The organism is Mycolicibacterium lacusdiani, assembly GCF_021916785.1.
GTDB classification, from domain to species: Bacteria; Actinomycetota; Actinomycetes; order Mycobacteriales; family Mycobacteriaceae; genus Mycobacterium; species Mycobacterium lacusdiani.
In genome coordinates, this window is record NZ_JAKCFC010000004.1 from 101388 (window position 1) to 119878 (window position 18491).

The 18491-nt window shown below is 68.4% G+C and carries 18 protein-coding genes; 2 read left to right on the forward strand and 16 right to left on the reverse strand.

The window, feature by feature from the left end; translation table 11 throughout:
• Nucleotides 1-112 precede the first annotated feature (112 nt).
• Nucleotides 113-955, reverse strand: coding sequence for a DUF4436 family protein (locus tag LOK44_RS14125; protein WP_237570697.1), 843 nt, complete (start codon nt 953-955; stop codon nt 113-115).
• Nucleotides 956-1117: 162 nt separating this feature from the next.
• Between LOK44_RS14125 and LOK44_RS14130 the strand changes: the two genes are divergently transcribed.
• On the forward strand, nt 1118-2425 hold the full coding sequence (locus tag LOK44_RS14130; protein WP_237570698.1) for a spinster family MFS transporter: 1308 nt from the start codon (nt 1118-1120) through the stop codon (nt 2423-2425).
• Between the two features lie 30 nt (nt 2426-2455).
• Here LOK44_RS14130 and LOK44_RS14135 read toward each other — a convergent pair whose 3' ends face one another.
• On the reverse strand, nt 2456-2593 hold the full coding sequence (locus LOK44_RS14135; RefSeq protein WP_237570699.1) for a nitroreductase family protein: 138 nt from the start codon (nt 2591-2593) through the stop codon (nt 2456-2458).
• 114 nt (nt 2594-2707) lie between these two features.
• On the opposite strand from LOK44_RS14135, the gene LOK44_RS14140 reads away from it, so the two are divergent.
• Nucleotides 2708-2950, forward strand: a complete 243-nt coding sequence (locus LOK44_RS14140; RefSeq protein WP_237570700.1) for a type II toxin-antitoxin system Phd/YefM family antitoxin — start codon at nt 2708-2710, stop codon at nt 2948-2950.
• Nucleotides 2951-3206: 256 nt separating this feature from the next.
• Here the strand turns inward: LOK44_RS14140 and LOK44_RS14145 are convergent, their stop codons facing one another.
• The 14 genes from LOK44_RS14145 to LOK44_RS14210 form a co-directional block, all read right to left on the reverse strand.
• Nucleotides 3207-3971 (reverse strand): hypothetical protein, encoded by a 765-nt coding sequence (locus LOK44_RS14145; protein WP_237570701.1) that lies wholly within the window; start codon nt 3969-3971, stop codon nt 3207-3209.
• 1 nt (nt 3972) lies between these two features.
• Nucleotides 3973-5502 (reverse strand): type VII secretion integral membrane protein EccD, encoded by a 1530-nt coding sequence (gene eccD / locus LOK44_RS14150; protein WP_237570702.1) that lies wholly within the window; start codon nt 5500-5502, stop codon nt 3973-3975.
• Nucleotides 5499-6881, reverse strand: a complete 1383-nt coding sequence (locus LOK44_RS14155; RefSeq protein WP_237570703.1) for a MinD/ParA family ATP-binding protein — start codon at nt 6879-6881, stop codon at nt 5499-5501. Before LOK44_RS14155 ends, eccD begins: the two co-directional genes overlap by 4 nt.
• Nucleotides 6882-6986: 105 nt before the next feature.
• Complete coding sequence (locus LOK44_RS14160) at nt 6987-7274, reverse strand: WXG100 family type VII secretion target (protein WP_163919796.1); 288 nt, start codon at nt 7272-7274, stop codon at nt 6987-6989.
• A 36-nt stretch (nt 7275-7310) separates the two neighbouring features.
• Nucleotides 7311-7613, reverse strand: coding sequence for a WXG100 family type VII secretion target (locus LOK44_RS14165; protein WP_163919797.1), 303 nt, complete (start codon nt 7611-7613; stop codon nt 7311-7313).
• A 95-nt stretch (nt 7614-7708) separates the two neighbouring features.
• On the reverse strand, nt 7709-8989 hold the full coding sequence (locus tag LOK44_RS14170) for a PPE family protein (protein ID WP_237570704.1): 1281 nt from the start codon (nt 8987-8989) through the stop codon (nt 7709-7711).
• A 68-nt stretch (nt 8990-9057) separates the two neighbouring features.
• Nucleotides 9058-9354, reverse strand: a complete 297-nt coding sequence (locus LOK44_RS14175; protein WP_237570705.1) for a PE family protein — start codon at nt 9352-9354, stop codon at nt 9058-9060.
• A gap of 144 nt (nt 9355-9498) precedes the next feature.
• Nucleotides 9499-11277 carry a type VII secretion protein EccCb gene (gene eccCb, locus LOK44_RS14180; RefSeq protein WP_237570706.1) on the reverse strand — a complete coding sequence of 593 codons (1779 nt, stop codon included), beginning with the start codon at nt 11275-11277 and terminating at the stop codon, nt 9499-9501.
• Complete coding sequence (gene eccCa, locus LOK44_RS14185; RefSeq protein WP_237570707.1) at nt 11274-13499, reverse strand: type VII secretion protein EccCa; 2226 nt, start codon at nt 13497-13499, stop codon at nt 11274-11276. Before eccCa ends, eccCb begins: the two co-directional genes overlap by 4 nt.
• Nucleotides 13499-14977, reverse strand: coding sequence for a type VII secretion protein EccB (eccB, locus tag LOK44_RS14190; RefSeq protein ID WP_237570708.1), 1479 nt, complete (start codon nt 14975-14977; stop codon nt 13499-13501). Before eccB ends, eccCa begins: the two co-directional genes overlap by 1 nt.
• A gap of 12 nt (nt 14978-14989) precedes the next feature.
• Entirely contained in the window at nt 14990-16711 is a 1722-nt protein-coding gene (eccA, locus tag LOK44_RS14195; protein ID WP_237570709.1) for a type VII secretion AAA-ATPase EccA, read from the reverse strand.
• The gene (locus tag LOK44_RS14200; RefSeq protein ID WP_237570710.1) at nt 16704-17246 is read right to left on the reverse strand and encodes a YbaB/EbfC family DNA-binding protein; all 543 of its coding nucleotides are present in this window, start codon (nt 17244-17246) and stop codon (nt 16704-16706) included. The genes eccA and LOK44_RS14200 overlap by 8 nt, the downstream gene beginning before the upstream one ends.
• 65 nt (nt 17247-17311) lie before the next feature.
• A complete protein-coding gene (locus LOK44_RS14205) occupies nt 17312-18160 on the reverse strand; it encodes an ESX secretion-associated protein EspG (protein WP_237570711.1) in 849 nt (282 codons plus the stop codon).
• Nucleotides 18161-18162: 2 nt separating this feature from the next.
• Nucleotides 18163-18480, reverse strand: coding sequence for an ESX-1 secretion-associated protein (locus LOK44_RS14210; protein WP_237570712.1), 318 nt, complete (start codon nt 18478-18480; stop codon nt 18163-18165).
• Between the last annotated feature and the right edge of the window lie 11 nt (nt 18481-18491).

Here is an 18491-nt window from a genome sequence, read left to right on the forward strand (position 1 = left end):
ATGCCATCTCACGGCGCTCGCGTACCCCAACGCCGCCTACGACGGGGGTGTCGACCGCCAGATGAACTGGGAGCGGGGCTCTCTGGCCCTCAACGCCTTCAGAGCCGGGCGGCTAGGGCGCCTGTCGCCACCACGCGGCCACGTACAGCGCGAGCGAGGTGGCCAGACCCACGACCACCCACAGCACCACGGTGTAGTCGACCCACGATCCGATCGGTGGCGACCCGGGGAACAAGTTGCGGAGGGGCAGGACGGCGAACAGCATCACCGCGAACCACGTGACGATCGGCGGAAGAAACTGCTTGCGGCCGCGCAGCGTCAGGATCGACACGAGGAGCGTGCAGATCGGCAGGATCAGCAGCACCACGCACATCGCGATGCCGAAGCCAATCGTCGGGCCCGTGCGTGCGACGTGGATGTCGAGAGCCTGCCCCGGGCCGGAGTCGGCCTGCCGCGCGTGCACCGCCCAGGAGGTCACCGAGTCGGTGACGGCCACCTGGACCGGTACGGCCACCCGAGCCCCGCTTGTACCGGTGAACGCCAGCACCTGCACGTCCGATGTCTGGTACGTGTCGAATGGCCACTGTCGGATGTCCCCGTCGGCGTAGAGGCTGACCGGTTGTGAGCCCACGCGCGTGCCGCGTGCGAACGTCAATGAGTCTGCGCTCGCGGCGGGACTGACCTGGACGGTCAGGTCGTCGCGCAGGTCGCCCTCGGGGTTCAGCAGGTCCGCCCCCGGATACACCGCAACTCGGGTCTCGAGCGAGAACGTCTCCCCCGATACGGCATCGACGTCGAGGTACACCAGCGCACCGTTGGGGGCGGGCCTTTGATCGTCAGGGGCGTCGGCGCGTCCCGCGAGCCCGTACGCCAGGATGACTGCAACGTAGGTCCCGAATAGGGCGATCACCGACACCACCGCCCACGCCCTCGCGTTGGCTCTCGTCCTCGTCATGGCGTCTCCTCGATGTTCAGCTGGGTTCTCGACGAAGGCATCACGCAGCGGCCCCTTCGACGGGATAGCTTCGGCGCCTCGGGAGGAACGTGCCGCCTACAGTCTCATGACGAGGTGACGAGCGCCTCTTCGCCGACCTGTGGCGGATTTCCGAGGAGGACCATGTCGACACCGCGGGACACCGCTGCGCCCGAACCCCTGGCCACGCACGGACCAACTCGCGCGTGGGCTGCCGTCGCGGTGCTCGCCCTGGTCGGCACCCTCAACTACGTCGACCGCTTCCTGCCGGGCGTGTTGGCCGAGCCGATCAAGCAGGAACTGGCGTTGTCCGACACGGCAATCGGCGTCATCAACGGTTTCGGGTTCCTCATCGTCTACGCCGTGCTGGGCATCGTGATCGCGCGGGTCGCCGACCGTGGCATATTCGGCGCGGTCATCGCCGGCTGCCTGACACTGTGGGGATCGATGACCATGCTGGGCGGCGCGGTGCAGTCCGGCTTCCAGTTAGCGCTGACCCGCGTCGGCGTGGCCGTCGGCGAGGCGGGCAGCACACCGGCAGCCCACGCCTACGTGGCGCGCAACTTCGTCCCGGAGAAGCGGTCGGCTCCGCTGGCGGTCATCACCATGTCCATACCGCTGGCCAGCGCCGCCAGTCTGCTCGGCGGCGGTCTGCTCGCCGAGAGCATGGGCTGGCGCGCGGCTTTCGTCGTGATGGGCGGGATCAGTGTTCTGTTGGCACCCCTGGTGCTGTGGGTGTTGGGCCGCCGCCAGACCCTGCCCACCCCACCGCCGCGAGATCGCGCCGCTGCGCTGAACTGGTGGGATCTTCTACGCAAACCCAGCTTCTTGGCCATGGTGGCCGGCACCGCGCTGGTGTCGGCGGCCGGCTACTCGCTGACCACCTTCGCCCCTGCGTTCCTGATGCGTACCCGTGGCATGTCGCTCGGCGAGGTCGGTATCGAGTACGGCCTGGCCACTGGATTGCTCGGCGTCCTTGGGCTGCTCATCGTCGGGCGGATCGCCGACCGGCTGGCCACCCGCGACCCGCGCTGGTTGCTGTGGATCGTGGTCATCCTCATCGCGGCCCTGCTGCCTGCGTCGGCGTTGGCATTCGTGGTCGAGAGCCGCACGTTATGCGTGTGGCTACTGGCACTGGCGTACGTCATCGGCACCGCGTATCTGGCGCCGTCCATCGCGGCCATCCAGCGACTGGTGCTCCCCGAACAGCGCGCTACCGCGTCCGCCATCTTCTTGTTCTTCAACGCGACGCTGGGCGCGGTCGGGCCGTTCCTGACCGGTGTGATCAGCGATGCACTGACCGCCGACCTCGGCCCGCAGGCACTGGGCCGCGCACTGCTGATCCTGGTACCGACCATGCAGCTCGTGGCGATCGGCTGCTACGCGCTCGCCGCGCGCCGCTATCGCCGCGACATCATCGAGGAGCCCGGACAACTGCGATCGACCAGCTAGCGCGGAAGCGCCTTAGCCGGCCAACACGGCTCAACGGCGAAATCGCGTCGTCGCGGCGAGTTCGGCCCTCGGGACCCGCAGGGTGTTCACTGCTGCGGATTCGTCGGCGTAACCGAATGCGATGCCGACCAATAGTTTTCGCTCGGCCACCCCGAGTTCGGCGCGCACGGTGTCGGCGTAGAAGCTCAGCAGCGGTGATTACGCGCGCGAAGCGGCGCAGACCCTGCTCGATGCCGCACTGCGGTAGCGGCTCCGTACGTAGCACAGCGCTACGGTGGACTGATGAAGTTCGTCGGTCTGCGCAAACTGCGGCGAAACGCCTCGGACCTCGTTCGCCGGGTCGAGGCGGGCGAAGAAATCACCGTCGCCGGCCGTTCAGCCGCGCGACTCGTGCCTGCGATTCCGCGCACCTGGAGGCAGTGGACCGACGTCGCGGAACTGTTCGAAGGGCCTGCGGATCCTGACTGGGACGCCGATCGCGAGATGGTGGCCCCTGACGTGCGTGACCCATGGGCCCGTCAGTGAGGGCTGTTCTGGATACCAGCGTGGTCATCGAAACGGACGACAGATCACCGCGGCGGTCGTCGAGGCCGGACGTCTGGCGCGAGCACGATCGACAAGACTTCTCATCGCCGCGACAGCCCACGCGCACTCCGCGCGGCTCTACACGCGTAACACGACGACACTCTCGGTCTCGATGAGTTGGTCGACATCGTGCCCGTCCGACCCACCTGCCGAGTGTGAACGTCACGACGAATATCGCCCGAGAACGTCGTCGGGTTCACACTGGGCGACGCAGCTTAAGGTCGACAGGCGTATCCGGCGCCGCATGCCGCGGACCGGCGCCGCTATCGGGCACTGCTGAATCACTCACGGGCGCTTCGTCTATCGGCGCGCGCTCGCGGTGCTTGCCGCCGGCCGCCTCGTCGCGCTCACGCTCGTCGGCCTGGCGCGCGGCAGCCTGCGCATCGGTGGCGCCACCGGCGTCCTTGCCCGCACCGGTGGCCATCTGCACGATCTGCTGCGCGCCCTGCATACCGGCTTGCGGTACCTGACTCACGGCACCCATCGCCTGCTGCGGCATCTGCGCGGCCTGGCTCGCCATCTGCATGGGCGTGCTCATCAGCTGGCTCATCTGACCCATCGCGCCGCCCCCGGCACCAGCCGCGCCGGCGCCAGGAGAACCGGCCGCCACGCCCGCAGCCCCACCAGCAGCCCCGCCGGCGCTACCGCCACCGAACTGCTGCTTCTCATACGCCGCAGCCAGTTCCTCGTCGGTGCCCTGGTACTTGCCCGCCGCCGCGACGATGTTGGACGCCGTCTGCGCCGCAGCCTGCTTCACCGCGGGCAGACCCTCGATGATCGGCGTCTCCAGCGCGGGCAGCTTCTCCGCGATCGCCGCGGAGATCGCATCGCTTCCCGTCACCGTGAACGCGGCGGGCGCCTCCGGCAAGGCCCGCGCCGACGTCTCGAGCTGTGAACCCAACTGTGACAGCATCTCCGGGTCGACCCGAAGCGTGTCGCCTGCGCCGCTACCGATACCCATGTCAGAACCGCAGGTTCCGCAGCACGTCGTAGACGCTGGCGATCCAGAGCAGCAGCGGGATCACCGCCGCGATCGCCACGCCGTCGAGCAGTTCGAGGATCCGCTTGGTCACCGGCGACACCCGTCGCACGCTGTCGGTCGCACCCACGATGATCAGCGCGACGATGCCGAGCCCGGCGTACAGCGTCAGCACCAGCCACGCCGACTCCGGATACCAGTTGGACAACCGGACCGCGACGCCGGTCGGAACGACCACCGCGGCCGCGAGAAGCGCCCACGCACAACATCGTTCGGCGTACAGCCGCGACCGGAACCCGCAGGTGGCCGTCACCAGTCCCGCGACGATCAGGCTGTGCATGAAGAAGTGGCCCTGCACCACCACGGTGATCGCACCTGCGGCGAGCACCGTCGCGCCGGCGCTCACGAAGCCGATCAGCAGCTGCTTCGCGAGCTTGCTGCGCTCGGTGAGTCGAGCCGCCGACTCCGGCACCGACGCGATGATCGCCTGCCAGGTCGGTGATTCCTCGTCGGTCGGCTCGGGCGCCGACACCGGGTCCAGCAGTTCGTCGTTGTGCACCGTCTCACCGGGCGCGGGGATCGGAGGCAACGCGATGCGCGCGACGGCGACGGTCAGCTTCGCCGCGTTCGTCACCACGATCAGCCCAAAGGCGATGGCGCCTGCAGGAACCCAGTAGGACCAGCCGTACCCGAAGGCGACTGCCGCGGCGGTGATGGCGATCGCCGTCACCGCCAGGAACGATGCGATCTCGGCGCGCTTGCGTGGTCCGCCGCGGGTGGCCAGCACCAGCAGCAGCACGACGGCCGCGGCACCGGCGACGTTCGGCGCCCCCAGCCCCTCGATGCCCCGCGGGATCGGAACGGCGAGGGCGACGGCACCGGCCAGCAGCGGCATCGACGCCACCAGCAGGCTCTCGCACATGTCGACGTTCCGGTACCGGTTCTTCGCCAGCATGCTGCCGCCCAGCACAGCCAGGCCAAGCACGCCGATCGCCAGCGTCCACCACCAGCTGCGCCCGGTCGCGTCCCACGCGCGCATGGCCGCGACGGTCAACACCAGGCACACGGCTGGGATGGCCAGGCCGACGAAGCGGTTCAGTGCCGTGCGGTCGAACTCCGGTGACTCGTCGAGCACTGCGATCGCGTCGATGACGTCCTCGACCAGAGGCCGGTACCGCTCGGTGCGGCTGACCGAGACCAAAGTCAGCAGCGATCCGTCGACCACGCCCGCCTCGTCCAGTGACTCCGAGACCTTCAGCGGCGGCGCTCCCGGGCGCGCGAACGCCCACTCTCCTTGGGCCTTGAAGTCGAAGCCCGCCAGGACGTCCTTCGGCGAATCCTCGAGGAGATCGGCGAGGAACGACACCGTCTCGTCGATGTAGGCCTCCACCGGAGCAGCCGCCGGCAGGACCAGATCGGTCATGCGCTTGCCGGTCAGGATCGTGACCCGGGTAGTCGACGGCCTGCCGGGCGTCACGCCCGACGTATTGGGTGCAGCCGCCGTGGTGGTCAACGCCGCTCGAGCCTGTCGAAGTCGTCCGACAGCGCCGCAGCCAACTCCACGATCCGGCGGCGGAAGGTGTTGCTCAACAGCTCCAGCTGGATCTCGGTGCCCGCCGCGATGTGCTTGTCCCAGGGCAACACGATGACCCGGCCGGGCGGAACGTGCCGCTCGAACTGCTGGACGAGATCGTCGACGTCGATGTTCGGCTTGCCCGGCACGACGTGGTTGATGACGACGCAGGACCTACCCATCAGATCTTGATACCCGTTCTGACGCAGCCAGTCCATCGTGACCGCGGCCTGGCGGGCGCCGTCGATCGACGCACTGGCCACGATCACCAGCCCGGACACGGTCGACAGGACGCCGCGCGAGCCCGATTGGAACAGCCCGGCGCCGCAGTCGGCGAGCACCAGGTTGTAGTAGCGCGACACGATGCCGACGGCGGCGGACCAGTCCTCTTCGTTGAACTCGCGACGCGCGCCGCTGTACTCGTCGGACGAGAGCACCTCGAGGTTCGAGCCGTTCATGCTGGTGTAAGCGCGGATGTCGTTGTACCGCGCCAATTCCTTGTCCGACAACAGGTCCGCGATCGTCGCCGCGGACTGGCGTCCGGCGCGGTCCGCCAGGTTGCCGGCGTCGGGATCGGCGTCGACGGCCAAGATCCGGTCACCGCGAATCTTGCTCAGCGCCGAGCCGAGGGCGACGGTCGTCGCGGTCTTGCCGACGCCGCCCTTCAGGCCCAGCACGCCGATCTGGTACGAGTCGCGGGCGTTGCGACGGATCCGCGCGAACAACTCGAGTTCGTACATCTCGTCGGGCGACAACCCGACGTTGATCCGGGTGAGCAGGTAGAGGAAGCGGCGCCAGCCCTTCTTCGACGGCATCTTGACCGCGGAGCGGACACCCACGTGTGACAGTGCGTCGATCGCCCGGTGGTTGCCCATCGACGCAGCAGACGACACGGCCGGCTGGCCGCCGGTCCATGCGCCGGGATTGTCGACCTGATCGAGGAAGTGCTGAGACGGCGCCGGGGCAGCGGCCTGCCGCGGCTGCGGCTGCGGCGCCGAGCGCGGCTGTTCGTAGCGGGCTCCGGCGTGACCCTGGCCCTGCGGGCTGCGCATCATGCCGTTGGGCTGGACGCGCGACTGCCCGGCCGCACGCGTCGGCGGGATCTGCGTGGTGACCTCGGTCGACCGCGGTGGAGGTGCAGCGGTGGACTGGGTCGGCGTCAGCGGCATCGGGTCAACGGGGTTGGTACCGATGGGCATTGGCGTCGACGAAGCAGCCAGGGCGGCTTGTACGGCCTTGGGATCCACGGTCGTCGTCTCGTCGTCGCCGGCCTCTGCGGCCTCGGACGAGTGGAAGAGCCGGTCATAGTCCGCCGACATGTGTGCCTCTCGGGGTTGGAAGACGATTGAGCGCGAAGCGAGGTGGGCGAGACGGTCCAGCCAGACGGCTCGGACCCGCCCCGCCCACCTCCATGCCTCGTGGTGCTACGCGAACATCCCGGTGACGCCGGCTTCGGTCTGCGCCATGGTCTGGCCGGCCTCGCTGATGGTCATCGCCAGGTTCTGCAGTGCGTTGTTCAGCTCGAGAGATGCCTCGTCCCAGCGCATCTGCACGGCCTGGTAGGCCTCCGAGCCCGAGCCGCCCCAGACTGCGGCCAGGGCGCCGAGCGACGCCTTGCCCTCGTCGAGCAGACCCGCGGTCGTCGCGACCGATCCCTGAATCTCGCCCGAGCCACCCTCGATGCCGGCGAAGTTCCAAAGCTGTTCACCCATGTTCATGTCTCCGTTTCTGAGTTCGGTTGGTCTGGATCAGAGGTTCATTGCGGTCGTCAGCGCCGAGGTCTGATCCTCGTCGGTCGACGTGTACTGGGTGCCGGACGTGTGGATGTTGCCCGAGATGTCGTTCAGCTGCTGGATCTGCGCCTGGGCAGCCTCGTGGAAGCGGACGAGCGCAGCCTGTGCGGCAGTTCCCGCCTGGCCGTGCCACTGGCCGGCGAGCGAGCCCGCCGTCGACTCGACCTGGGCGATGACGCCCTTGAGTTCTCCGGAGATGCGCTCGAAGTTGGCTGCCTCCTTGGCGAGGACAGCGGCATCGGTATTCATCTGTGCCATCGGTGTTTACCTTTTCTCTTTTCCTGTGTCCTCACCACGGGAAATGGCGAGTCCTTCCGCCCCCTTGGGCCGGGAAGTCTTGTGTCGTGGACGACTCACCAGTCGTCGTCCTCGTCCTCGCTCAGGTCGTGAGCGAGTGGTGACGGCGCCTGCAAGCCCTGCTTGGAGCCGCCGCTCTTCTTGTTCTGACCCATGTGACCCATCGGCCCACCGCCGCCTGCACCGTTGACCGGAGCGAGACCGGCCCCCGACCCACCGGCACCCGCACCCATCGGCACCTTCTCCGTGCTGCCGACCAGGTTGGCCATCAGCGGCGTCTGCGCCATCGAGCCGCCCATGCCGGGCAACGATGCCGCCCGAACCAGACCGGCTCCGGCACTGGCACCCGAACCGCCCACCAGCGGGTGATTCGAGAACGGGCTGGCACCGATCAGGCCGATCTGAGCGGGTTGTGCATTGCCCCCGCCCATTTGGCCGAAGATCGACGACATCTGCTGCAGCGGCCCCGTCAGTTGCTGCAGCGGCTGCGTCACCATCTGAGTGGCCTGCTGCGGGGCCTGCATCGCCATCGACCCGAGCTGGGAACCCATCTGCATCGCCATCTGGACGCCTTGCTGAGCGCCCTGCATCGGGTTCTGCTGAGCCGCGTTCTCGGCCTTCTGGGCCTGCCCCTCGGCACGCGTGCCCGCGTGGTTCGCCATGCTGGCCGCCCGGCCACCGTGCAGCGCGGCGGACTCGACCTTCGCCCGTGCGCTGACCGTGGCGATGGACAGCTCGCGGACCACCGCCCCCGGCGCCATCGCGGCCACCCGGCCCGCTGCCGCGCCGAGTGCTCCCTGCCCGACCCCCGGAATGACGACCGGCTTGAGCGGCAGGATCGGCTCGAACAGGGTGTTCGCCGTGGTCTCGGCCTGGTAGGCGTCCATCGTGAACGCCGCCTGATTCCACATCCGGACGAAGTAGTCGGCCTCGTTGATACCGATGGGCACGGTGTTCACGCCGAGGAAGTTCGTGGCGTGCAGGGTCGCGCGCGTCACGTGGTTCATCTCGATTTCGGGCAGCGGAGGCGTCGCCATCAGCGCTGCGGTGTACGACGTTGCCTGCGCCGTCGCCTGCAAGGCGCGCTTCTGCGCCTGCATGGCGGTCGTGCGCAGCCAAGCGACGACCGGCATGGTCGCTTGGACCGCACGCTCACCTGCCGCGCCCGACCACGCTCCCTGCAAAGCCGACAGGCTGCTCATCAGCTCGTCTGCCTGCGTCTCGAGCAGGATCGCGAGCGCTTCCCACCCGGCGGCGGCCTGCATCATGGGCGCAGGACCGGCGCCGAGCATCAGCCGGGAGGTGTTGACCTCCGGCGGCATGGCATGCCACAGCATGGTGGGAATAGCAGCGATTGCAGACATTGTTTGCTGAGCCCGAAATCAATTAAGAGTTGATGTGGTTATTACGACAGGACGGCGGCGTTCTCGCCGTCGACCGTCGTGTAAATGCCACCGATTTCCATGTAGGCCGCACCGGTGCGGGACAGCTCTTCCTGCGCGAATGCGTTGAGGGCAAGAGCCTGTGCACCCTCGGTGGCGAACGCCATCGCCGCCTGCAGGGATACCTCGTCCGCACCGGCCGGCATAAGTACTGTTACCTCGGCACTTGCGGCCGTTCCGCCTGCCAGTCCGCGGGCGCCATTTGCGACCACCTGGCCGCCGATGCCGACCGCCGCGGGGTTGTGAGACATGGGTTGCATTGCGCGATCTCCTTACCTATTCCGAACCGACTGGACAGCCCACGATTCGGCGGTAATGCGAGATCCAATGATCCCTAGCATGTGATCCCCCGACCCGTTTGCTAGTCAATCGTAGCGAGCGTTGCTGAATGACTGATGAGAATGCTACCGGGCCTCCGGAGGTGCCGCGAACACTTCTTCTGCCGGGGGGTCCACGTACGGGGCCTGAACGACTTCCTTGCCGTCCGGCGAGACGAGAAACGCCTGGCCAGGCGGCCTGCGCTTGAGCTTGATCTCGCTGGACGGGAACTCCGCCTTCTCGCCCGAGAGGAACAGCGTCGGCGAACCCGCGCCGAACGCAGCGCCCACGAACTTGTCCATCGTGGCCCGGTGAGCCTGGCTCATCTGACACGTCACGATCAGATGCAGGCCGATGTCGGCAGCGGCCGGCAGCAACGGTCCGAGTGGCGCCATCGGTGGCATGACACCGCCGGCCGCCACGATCATGTGCCAGTCGTCGACCAGCAGCACGACGTCGGGCCCGGTCCACCACGACCGCGCCCGCAGCTGCGCGGTGGTCAGGTCGGGCGGCGGCAGCCGCTTCTGCAGATTGGCCGCCAGTGCCTTGATCGACTCCTCCAGCGAGGAGTTGTTCCGGTTGACGGCGCCAGCGGCCAGCAGATGGCTCTGCGGGACGGCGTCGAGCAGACCCGACCGGTAGTCGGCCAGCATGAAACGCACCTGCGAGGGGTCGTTGCGCGCGCAGATCGCCGACGCGACGGCGTGCGCGATGGTGGTCTTGCCGGACTTCGGCGCCCCGAAGATCAGTAGGTGCGGCGTGGCGTGCATCGGGTTGTACGCCACCGACAGGTCCGACTCGCGCAGGCCGATCGGCACCGTCCACCTGGTCCGGTAGTCGCTCTCCGGCCCTGGCGGGCTCGGGTCGAGGTCGTGGAGGTAGATGCGCTCGGGCAGCACCCGGACCTGTGGCGCCTGGTCGGTGTGCAGCGACGCGATGTGGGCCACCGCGGCGGTGATCGCAGGCACCATGTCCTGGGCGCTGTGCACGCCGTCGAGCCGCGGCACACCGATCATCAGATGATGCTTCTCCGTCGACACCGCGCGACCGGGCCGGTTGGTCGGGATCTCCCGGGTGATCCGGTCGATCTGCGTCTCGTTGACGTCGCCGAGGCGGAACTCCACCTTGGTGCCGAGGTAGTCGCGCACGCGCGCCTTCAACTCGGTCCAGCGCGGCGTCGAGATGACGCAGTGCACGCCGAAGGCCAGGCCTTGGCCGGCGAGGTCCTGCACGACCGGCTCGAGGTCGGGGAACTCCTGCACGAACGCCGGCCAGCCGTCGATCACCAGGTAGACGTCGCCGAACGGGTCGGCCGACGCCGGATGGCTGGGATCTTGGCGCAGCTGCCGGTACGTCGCGATGGACCCGACCCGGTGCTGCTTGAACATCGCCTCGCGTTGCCGCAGAACGGCTTTCATCTCGGCGACCATGCGGTTGACGCGGTCGGGCTCGGACCGCGTCGCAACGCCACCGACGTGCGGGAGGTCCTCGAGGTACATCAGCCCGCCGCCGCCGAGGTCGATGCAGTAGAACTGCACCTGGCGCGGCGTGTGCGTCGCGGCCGCGGACAGCAGCATCGTCTGCAGGAACGTGGACTTGCCGGTCTGGGGTGCACCGCCGATCGCGATGTTGCCACCGGCGGCCGACGTGTCGATCCCCCAGACCTCCTGGCGGTGCCGACGTGGCTCGTCCATGATCCCCAGGCCGAACCGCAGCGGCTGCGGGTTGTCCCGCTCGACGAGTTCGTTGACCGGAGTGGGATCGGTCAACGGGGGCAACCACATTCGGTAGGCGCGCACCTCACCCGTCGCCAGCTGGTCGAGGACGACCTCGCGCAGCACCCGCTGTTCCGGCTCGACGGTCACGGGGCCACCGGCTCTGCGATCGGGGCAGCGGTGAACTGGTGGATCCGCACCTTGCTCGCGGCCGCGTGCCGCGGTGCGGCGTCGCCGTTCTCGGACTGCGCAGCGGCGGGCACGTAGGGCTCGCCGGTGTAGATGCTCTTGAACTTCACCGGGTCCTCCATGCCGACGCGCAGGAAGCCGACGCCGCTTTCCTTGTTGGTGATGTACTGCGCCTCGGGCGTGCCGATCACTGCCTTGGACTCCGCGGAGCTGGTGGTGCGCAACGCGATCCGGTAGGTCAGGTTCGGCTCGAGCTTGTCGATGCGCACGCCGCCGGTGTTCAGCGACTGCGTGGCGAGCAGCAGGTGCACGCGCAGTGAGCGACCGACGCGGCAGATCCGGTCGAACAGCGCGATGAAGTCGGGGTGGTTCTGCAGGAGTTCGGCGAACTCGTCGACGACGACGAACAGTGTGGGCAGCGGCGGCAGGTCGGCGCCGCGCTCGCGGTGCTTCTCGTACTCCGCGACGCCCGACAGCGCGCCGGCCGCCCCGACCTGGATACCGGCCTGGCGCAGGATCGACTGCCGACGGTCCAGTTCGCCGGTGAGCACCTCGCCCATGCGGCTGACCAGTTCGGCTTCTTCCTCCATGTTCGTGACGACGGCCGCGGTGTGCGGCAGCTTCTCCATGCCGAGAAACGTCGACCCGCCCTTGAAGTCGGTGAGCAGGAGGTTCACCTGATCGGGATGGTGCGTGGCCACCAGCGAGAGGATCAGCGTGCGAAGGAATTCCGACTTGCCCGATCCGGTCGTGCCGATGAGCATGCCGTGCGGACCTGCGCCGAACTCGGCGCCCTCCTTGATGTCGAGGTACTGGATGTCGCCGGTCTTCAGTTCGTGGCCGAAGGGGATCTTGAGCCGGTCCCGGTCGGTGTCGGTGAACATCCGCCACCGCGCGGGCGTGACTTCTTCGATCGTCTGCGCGCCGACCAACTGGTGCCACTCGGTGGCGACCTTCTTCTGCACGCGGGTGCTCTTGTCGATGATCGTTCCGGTGATCGACCAGCCCGCCAGCTTGCGCGCGATGCGGCCGGCTTGCGCGGCGGTCATCGTGTCGGACTGGCTGGTCACCAGACGGAATGGCTGGTTGGGCAGCTTGTCGTCGGCGGTGCCGTCCGGGTCTACCCGGATGCGGTAGACGGACCCACGGTGATTGCCGAGCGTGATGACGGTGACGCCGGCGCGGCCGTCGACCGGGAAGCCGGCCTTGCCGCCGGTGAGGTCGATGACCACGACGTACGGCCCGGCGGGTGCCGAGTCGGCGGTGTGCGGGCCGCGGGCGGTCAGATCGGCGAGACCATCGGGGCGGGTGAAGACGAGCCGGGTCGCGCCCGCCGCGTCGGTGTCGTTCTGATGCTGCACGTGCGGCAACCACTTCAGCCACGCCCACCGCGGGTCCTCGGGAGTGTCGGTGAGGACCCGTAGCTGCAGCAGGTCCGGCGGATGGAACACCGCCAGGTGGCAGATCATGGCGGTCAGCAGGCCCTCGCGGTCGCCGTCACCGCCGATCGCGATGGTCGGAAAGGTGCGCAGCTGAACGAGTTTCGGGCAGTCGTGGATCAGGCCGTGCGTGCGCAGGAACTTCGTCACCCACATGTGGCTGACCGGCTCCAGGTGGGGCTGCGGCGCGGCCTGCGGGCCTGCGAGTTCGCCACCGACCGACGGTTTGAGCAGCCGGTCGACGGCTGGCTCGGTACCGAGGCCGATCCGCACGGCCGCGTAGAAGTCCGAATTCGACTGGCGGGACCACTGCCGGTGCGTGCCGATGATCGACAGCAGGTCGTCGGGATGCGGTGCGTGGTAGTTGAAGAACGTCACCTGAGCTGCCGCCGAGGACGTCACGCGGGTGCGCAGACCCGCCAGGTAGCGCAGGTACTCCTTGCGGTCGGCGTTGATCTCGGGCACCTTCTTGCCACCGGAGCCGCCGCCCGCCATGAAGCCGACCGTCGCCATGACCATCATCAGCGGCATCATCAGCATGTACGGCGACAGCTGCCGCACGCCGGTGAAGATCATGATCACGATCATTCCGAGCATGCAGCCGCCCATGACCCAGGGCATCGCCTTCTGCATGCCCGACGGCGGGATCTCGATGCCGAGGTCGTCGGGCGGGGTCACGTTGATCTCGCCGGGGGTCAGGCGAGGGCCCCGCTTGATGGTCGGCGTGAACTTCTTGGTGGTCATCAACCGCCTCCGGTATTCGCCGCGGGCTGCGCGCCGCCGCGCGTGCCCTCTCCGACAGGCCGCGGGAACGGATCCGCGGGCAGGGTGTCGTGCTCGAGCAGAGCAGCTTCCTTGGACAGCACGGGCCCGTCGACCAGCAGGCTGACCACCTGCCACGGGGCGGTCAGCGGACCGGACAACCCGAGCGAGTTCGCGGTGTCGTCGTTGGGCACGCCGTACCGAACGCCTTGCGGGTCGATGTAGTACAGGCTTTCGCCGTACCGCGGATCCGGCGACTGCAGCCGGATGAACTGCCCGCCGTTGACGTAGACCGTCGAATCCCCGCCGATCTGGTGGATCCCGGAGTTCATCGCCACCGCCGGGATCGGCAGCCGACGTCCGGCGACCACCGCGGTCTTGGGTGCCTGAGCGCCCGGCTCGCGCTTCCACGCCCAGCACAGCGTCGGTGTCTCCTGACGCAACAGCGTCTTCAGCGGCTCGTCGGGCAGCGGCGAGACGAATACCTGCTCGGCGATCTTCGCGACGTCGCTCGACTCGATGGCGGGCGGCGCGACCAGGTCGTAGGAGTTGGTGGCCCGCAACGCGGCTGCGGTGGTGCCGTTGACCTTTGCGACCCCGTCGGGCAGCACCACGTAGAGCTGCTCGCCGGACTCGGTGACGGTCTTGAACACCGAGCCGATGACGAGGTTCGGCGGCAGGCCGACGCTGTTGGGAGCGCCGGCGGCGCGGATCTGCGGCAGCTGCCACGGCCCGACGTTCGGCAGCGCGTTGAACAGCCCCTCGGAGATCGGCGTGGCCTTCGCGGTCACGGGGATGCCGACGGCCGAGGTCACGGCCCGGTCGGACAGGTCGATGGCGTGCCTGCCGGAATCGGTGACCAGCCAGTCGTCGCCGTCGAAGGTCACCAGCATGGCCTGGTCCGGGCGCATCGGGCCGACCGTGGTGTCGGTGATCAGCGGCAGCACGATGACGGACGTATCGATGGTCGGCGCAACACTTTCCGCCTTGGTGACGGTGTCGCACAGCGTCCACGTGGACTCGGCGACGGGTGACACGGGCGTCGCGTACGGCGCACCGGGGATCCCGATCGGCTGCCCCTTGGGCATCCGGTTGAGTTCCTCGGACTTCACGGCCGACGGCGTGCCCGGGTTGCCGAGCACCAGCCGCGCCGACGTGAGGTTGTACACCGGCCGCAGCTGGTCGGTGTTCGGCATCACGATGTAGAGCTGGTTGGTGGTCCGGTCGACCAGCAGGCTGTCGCCGCCGCGCTTGCCCAGGGGCTTGAAGTACGCCATGAGCGCCGCGCCCAGGCAGATCACCACCGCGAGCACGATGCCGAGGAACACTGCGCGGCTGTAGAACTGCAGCGGGTCGTCGAACATCCTGGTGTCGCGGCGCACGATCGCGTGCTCGACGCGGCGGAGCAGGAAGCGCCAGCCGCTGACCTGGATCTTGGTGGTGAGTCTGAAGCCTGCCATGGGATACCCGGCCTAGCCGCTGATGTTCAGCCGCGCGTGCACGGCATCGATGGCATCGGCCATGTCCTGGCCGCTGATCTCGCTGAGCTGTTCGACGTCGAGGCTCTCGAAGTCCAGCGACCTCGCCAATCTCATGTCGCGGCACTGCTCCCCCGCCTCGACCAACTGCCGGGCATACCGTCCGTTGCCTGCGATGTCGAGGGCGGGCTTGCCGTTGAGCGACCGCTGACCCAGCAGTGTCGCCGCCTCCAGCACTCGCTTGGCCGCCTCCTCGCTCAGCGCCGAATCATTGCTGCCGGCGAGCACTTTCGCGATCGCCACGATCTCGTCGGGCGCATATGAGTCGAATTCGACGCGGGTGGCGAAGCGCGACCGCAGACCGTCGTTGGTCTCCAGCAGGCGGTCGATGTCCGCGCTGTAGCCCGCAATGATCACCACGAGGCGGTCACGGTCGTTCTCCATGCGGGCGAGCAGCGTGTCCAGCGCCTCGGTGCCGAACGGGTCGGCCTGCCCGTTGCGCTCCTGCACCAGGGTGTAGGCCTCGTCGATGAACAGGACGCCGCCCAGCGCGCGGTCGATGGTGCGGGCCGTCTTCACCGACGACTGCCCTTCGTACTCCGCGACGAAGTCCTTCCGGCTGGTCTCGACGAGCTTGGGTTCGGTGATCACGCCGAGCCCGGCCAGGATGTTGGCGACCACTCGAGCGATGGTGGTCTTGCCGGTGCCGGGCGGACCGGTGAAGATCATGTGCTTGGACTGCTGGGCCACCTTCATGCCGCGCGCCGCCCGTACCTTCGCCATTTGCGTTGCCGCGCGGTAGCGCTCGATCTGATCCTTCACTCGGCTCAGCCCGATCTGCCGGTCGAGTTCGGCTTGCGCCTCTGCCAGCAGCTTCTCCCGGCCGCTCGTGTCGGCGACCACACTGTCGGGGTCCCACGGGTCGCGGCGGGAGGCGATCTGCTCGGCGGTGGTCGTCTGCAGCCGGTAGGTCGGATCCCGAAGCGCGGCAGTGACCTTGGGCTCCGGATGAGTGGCCTGCAGCCACTCCAGCAGCGCGACGGCCGATTCCTCGTTGCCCTGGCTGCGACGCGTCATCGCGAGGAACCAGGCGATTGCGGTCGCGCACGCCTCGCCGGCGGGCGACGAATTCGATTCGGTGAGACGGCGTTCCGCCTCGGTGAACAGACCCAGGTTCGCGGCGGCCACGCCGTGCGCCACCCCGCCGGCGGCGCCGAGGAACTTGTCCGGCCAGTTGCTCGCCCCACGCACCTCGTCGATGACGTCGGTCCACCGCTGCGCGGCGGCGTAGGTGACGGCCTTGACCCACGACAGCAGGTGCTCCGCCCCCGCGGCGGGGGCGTCCTCGAGCGCGTCCATCGCGTCGGCGAAGTTGCCGCCGTTCGCCTCGTTGACGGCGAAGCCCATCGTGATGGCCAAGGGCGAGTTCACCGGGTAGGTGATGTCGCCGAACTGGCCGCCTATCGGCATCCGGGCGTTCACCGCATTCATCGAGATCTCGGCGGCGCCCGCGAGCTGCCCGAAGTTGCCGCGCGAGTACCAGGCCCGGAACACCGTGACGCGGTCCGTATCGCCGCATCGGATCCGGCCGACCCACGCGTCGCACGCCGTCTCGTCGATGTTCGTGATCTCCGTGAACATCTCGAGCGAACGCGCCGGCGATGTGGGCAGCATGCCCACGGCGCTCCCGAAGAGTCCGGCCAAGTGGTCAGTCATCATCACCTGCATATCGTGTCGCGAATACGGATGCTCGTTCCCTGTCGGCTTCCTCCGGTGACGGCAGCTCGAGGTCCCGGCTCAGGAAGTCCCGCGTGGACGCGTCGTCGTGGCCCTGCTGCCGCATGCCCTCGAGCATGAATTCATACTGCGCCGACCTGGCATCCTGCGTCGCCAGTCGGGCCAGCACGACGACCTCGTCGGCCAGCTGCGACTCCGACATGCGGGACACCCTGGGGGAGAGGTCGATCCGACTGACCCGGCCGTCCATGAACGCCGTGACGGTGACCGTCCCAGGCGGGTTCGTGACGCTGAACAGCGGCACGGGGACACCGTCGTCGTCCACCTCGGGCAGCCGTTCGGTGATGACCGGATCGGCGACGGCCGCGGCCTCCGCCGGGTGGTCCACGAACTCGTCGAAGGCGGCCAGATCGGAGTCGAGACCGGCATCGGGCGCGGAGAAGTCCAACGCGGACAGGGCGTCGTGGTCGTCGTCCGGTCCGTCGTCGAAGTGATCAGGCGAATTGTCGTTCACCCCCGGTTTGCCCTCTCTCCGTTCGCCATCAGTCTGGGTAGGCGTCGCGCCCGGCGCCACCAGTTCTAGTCGTGCATGTCCCCGTCGAAGTCACCGCGATCGAACCACCCGCGGGACGGCAGGAACTCGAGCAATCCGTCGAGCGCCCGCTGCAAGTTCTCCTTGGTACCAGACAGGAAGCTCCCGTAGAGGTCGCCGTTGACCCGCCGCGGGATCGACACGATGCGGCCCTGTCGCGCGTCGAGCACACCGGCGGCGACGTCGGTGTGCGTGGTCGTTCCGCCGGGATGCCGCTCGATGGCAGTGATCTCGACCCAGCTGTCCGGTGCGGCGACGGCGTCGGCGTAGATCCTCGCCGAGGTCGGCGCGATGCCGAACTGGCCCAGTTGATTCGCGGTCGCCGAGTCACCCAGCTTGCTGGCCACCCCGGTGAGCGGTTCGACTTCCGCGGGCGTGCCTGGCCCGAGTACGACGTTGACCATCCCGGCGAGACCGATCTGCGGGGCCACGCGCTGCAGGACGATGAGGTCTTCGTCGCGAGCAGCGATGACGTGCCGATCTCCCTTGCGGCACACCGTGAATCGGACCATCTTGCCGCCCTGGTCGCGACGCCACCATCGCCCCTCGAGCGTCCGGTCGGCGCGGCTGAGCGTGTCCAGCATCGCCGCGACCTCCGGGTGCGGCTCGCCGAAGACGTCGAGGACGCCCTGCGCCATCAGGTCGCGGGTGACCTGATCCCACACCAGATCGCGCAGCTCGGGAATCGGGATGTTCGGACGGATGCCCATCGATGGTGGGAAGTCCACGAGGTTGAGCTTGTCGGCGATGAGCAGGAGGCCGTCGATGGTCACTTCGACGCCCACGACGTCGTCGAAGTGGGTGCCGCCGTGGCCCGCGCCGAATGCACTCGTCATGGTCACCTCGGTGCCATCTGCGCACCGAGCAGCGCGCCCGCGTCCTGATCGGTCGCGTCGTACCGGCTCGCCGCGGTCCGAAGGTCGTCCTGGAGTTCCTCGGACGCCTGCCCCATCGCGGTTCCGGCCGCCACGCGTGCGTGCTGTGCCGCCTCCACCGCCCCTGCGGTCGACCAGGCGATGACGCCGTGGCTGAATCGCACCGCCGTGTCCACGCCGGCCGTGACCTCGGTCGCCGACCGGATCTCCGCGGCTGCCTGCCCCTGCTTCGCGGCCAGCTCCCGGACGTGTGCCGTGGTGACCTGCAAATCGCTCGACATCTAGACCCCCC

Coding starts and splice junctions, on each gene's coding strand:
- LOK44_RS14125 (WP_237570697.1), bottom strand. CDS start 955: ATGACGAGGACGAGAGCCAACGCGAGGGCGTGGGCGGTGGTGTCGGTG.
- LOK44_RS14130 (WP_237570698.1), top strand. CDS start 1,118: ATGTCGACACCGCGGGACACCGCTGCGCCCGAACCCCTGGCCACGCAC.
- LOK44_RS14140 (WP_237570700.1), top strand. CDS start 2,708: ATGAAGTTCGTCGGTCTGCGCAAACTGCGGCGAAACGCCTCGGACCTC.
- LOK44_RS14145 (WP_237570701.1), bottom strand. CDS start 3,971: ATGGGTATCGGTAGCGGCGCAGGCGACACGCTTCGGGTCGACCCGGAG.
- LOK44_RS14155 (WP_237570703.1), bottom strand. CDS start 6,881: ATGTCGGCGGACTATGACCGGCTCTTCCACTCGTCCGAGGCCGCAGAG.
- LOK44_RS14160 (WP_163919796.1), bottom strand. CDS start 7,274: ATGGGTGAACAGCTTTGGAACTTCGCCGGCATCGAGGGTGGCTCGGGC.
- LOK44_RS14165 (WP_163919797.1), bottom strand. CDS start 7,613: ATGGCACAGATGAATACCGATGCCGCTGTCCTCGCCAAGGAGGCAGCC.
- LOK44_RS14170 (WP_237570704.1), bottom strand. CDS start 8,989: ATGCTGTGGCATGCCATGCCGCCGGAGGTCAACACCTCCCGGCTGATG.
- LOK44_RS14175 (WP_237570705.1), bottom strand. CDS start 9,354: ATGCAACCCATGTCTCACAACCCCGCGGCGGTCGGCATCGGCGGCCAG.
- eccCa (WP_237570707.1), bottom strand. CDS start 13,499: ATGACCACCAAGAAGTTCACGCCGACCATCAAGCGGGGCCCTCGCCTG.
- eccB (WP_237570708.1), bottom strand. CDS start 14,977: ATGGCAGGCTTCAGACTCACCACCAAGATCCAGGTCAGCGGCTGGCGC.
- eccA (WP_237570709.1), bottom strand. CDS start 16,711: ATGACTGACCACTTGGCCGGACTCTTCGGGAGCGCCGTGGGCATGCTG.
- LOK44_RS14205 (WP_237570711.1), bottom strand. CDS start 18,160: ATGACGAGTGCATTCGGCGCGGGCCACGGCGGCACCCACTTCGACGAC.
- LOK44_RS14210 (WP_237570712.1), bottom strand. CDS start 18,480: ATGTCGAGCGATTTGCAGGTCACCACGGCACACGTCCGGGAGCTGGCC.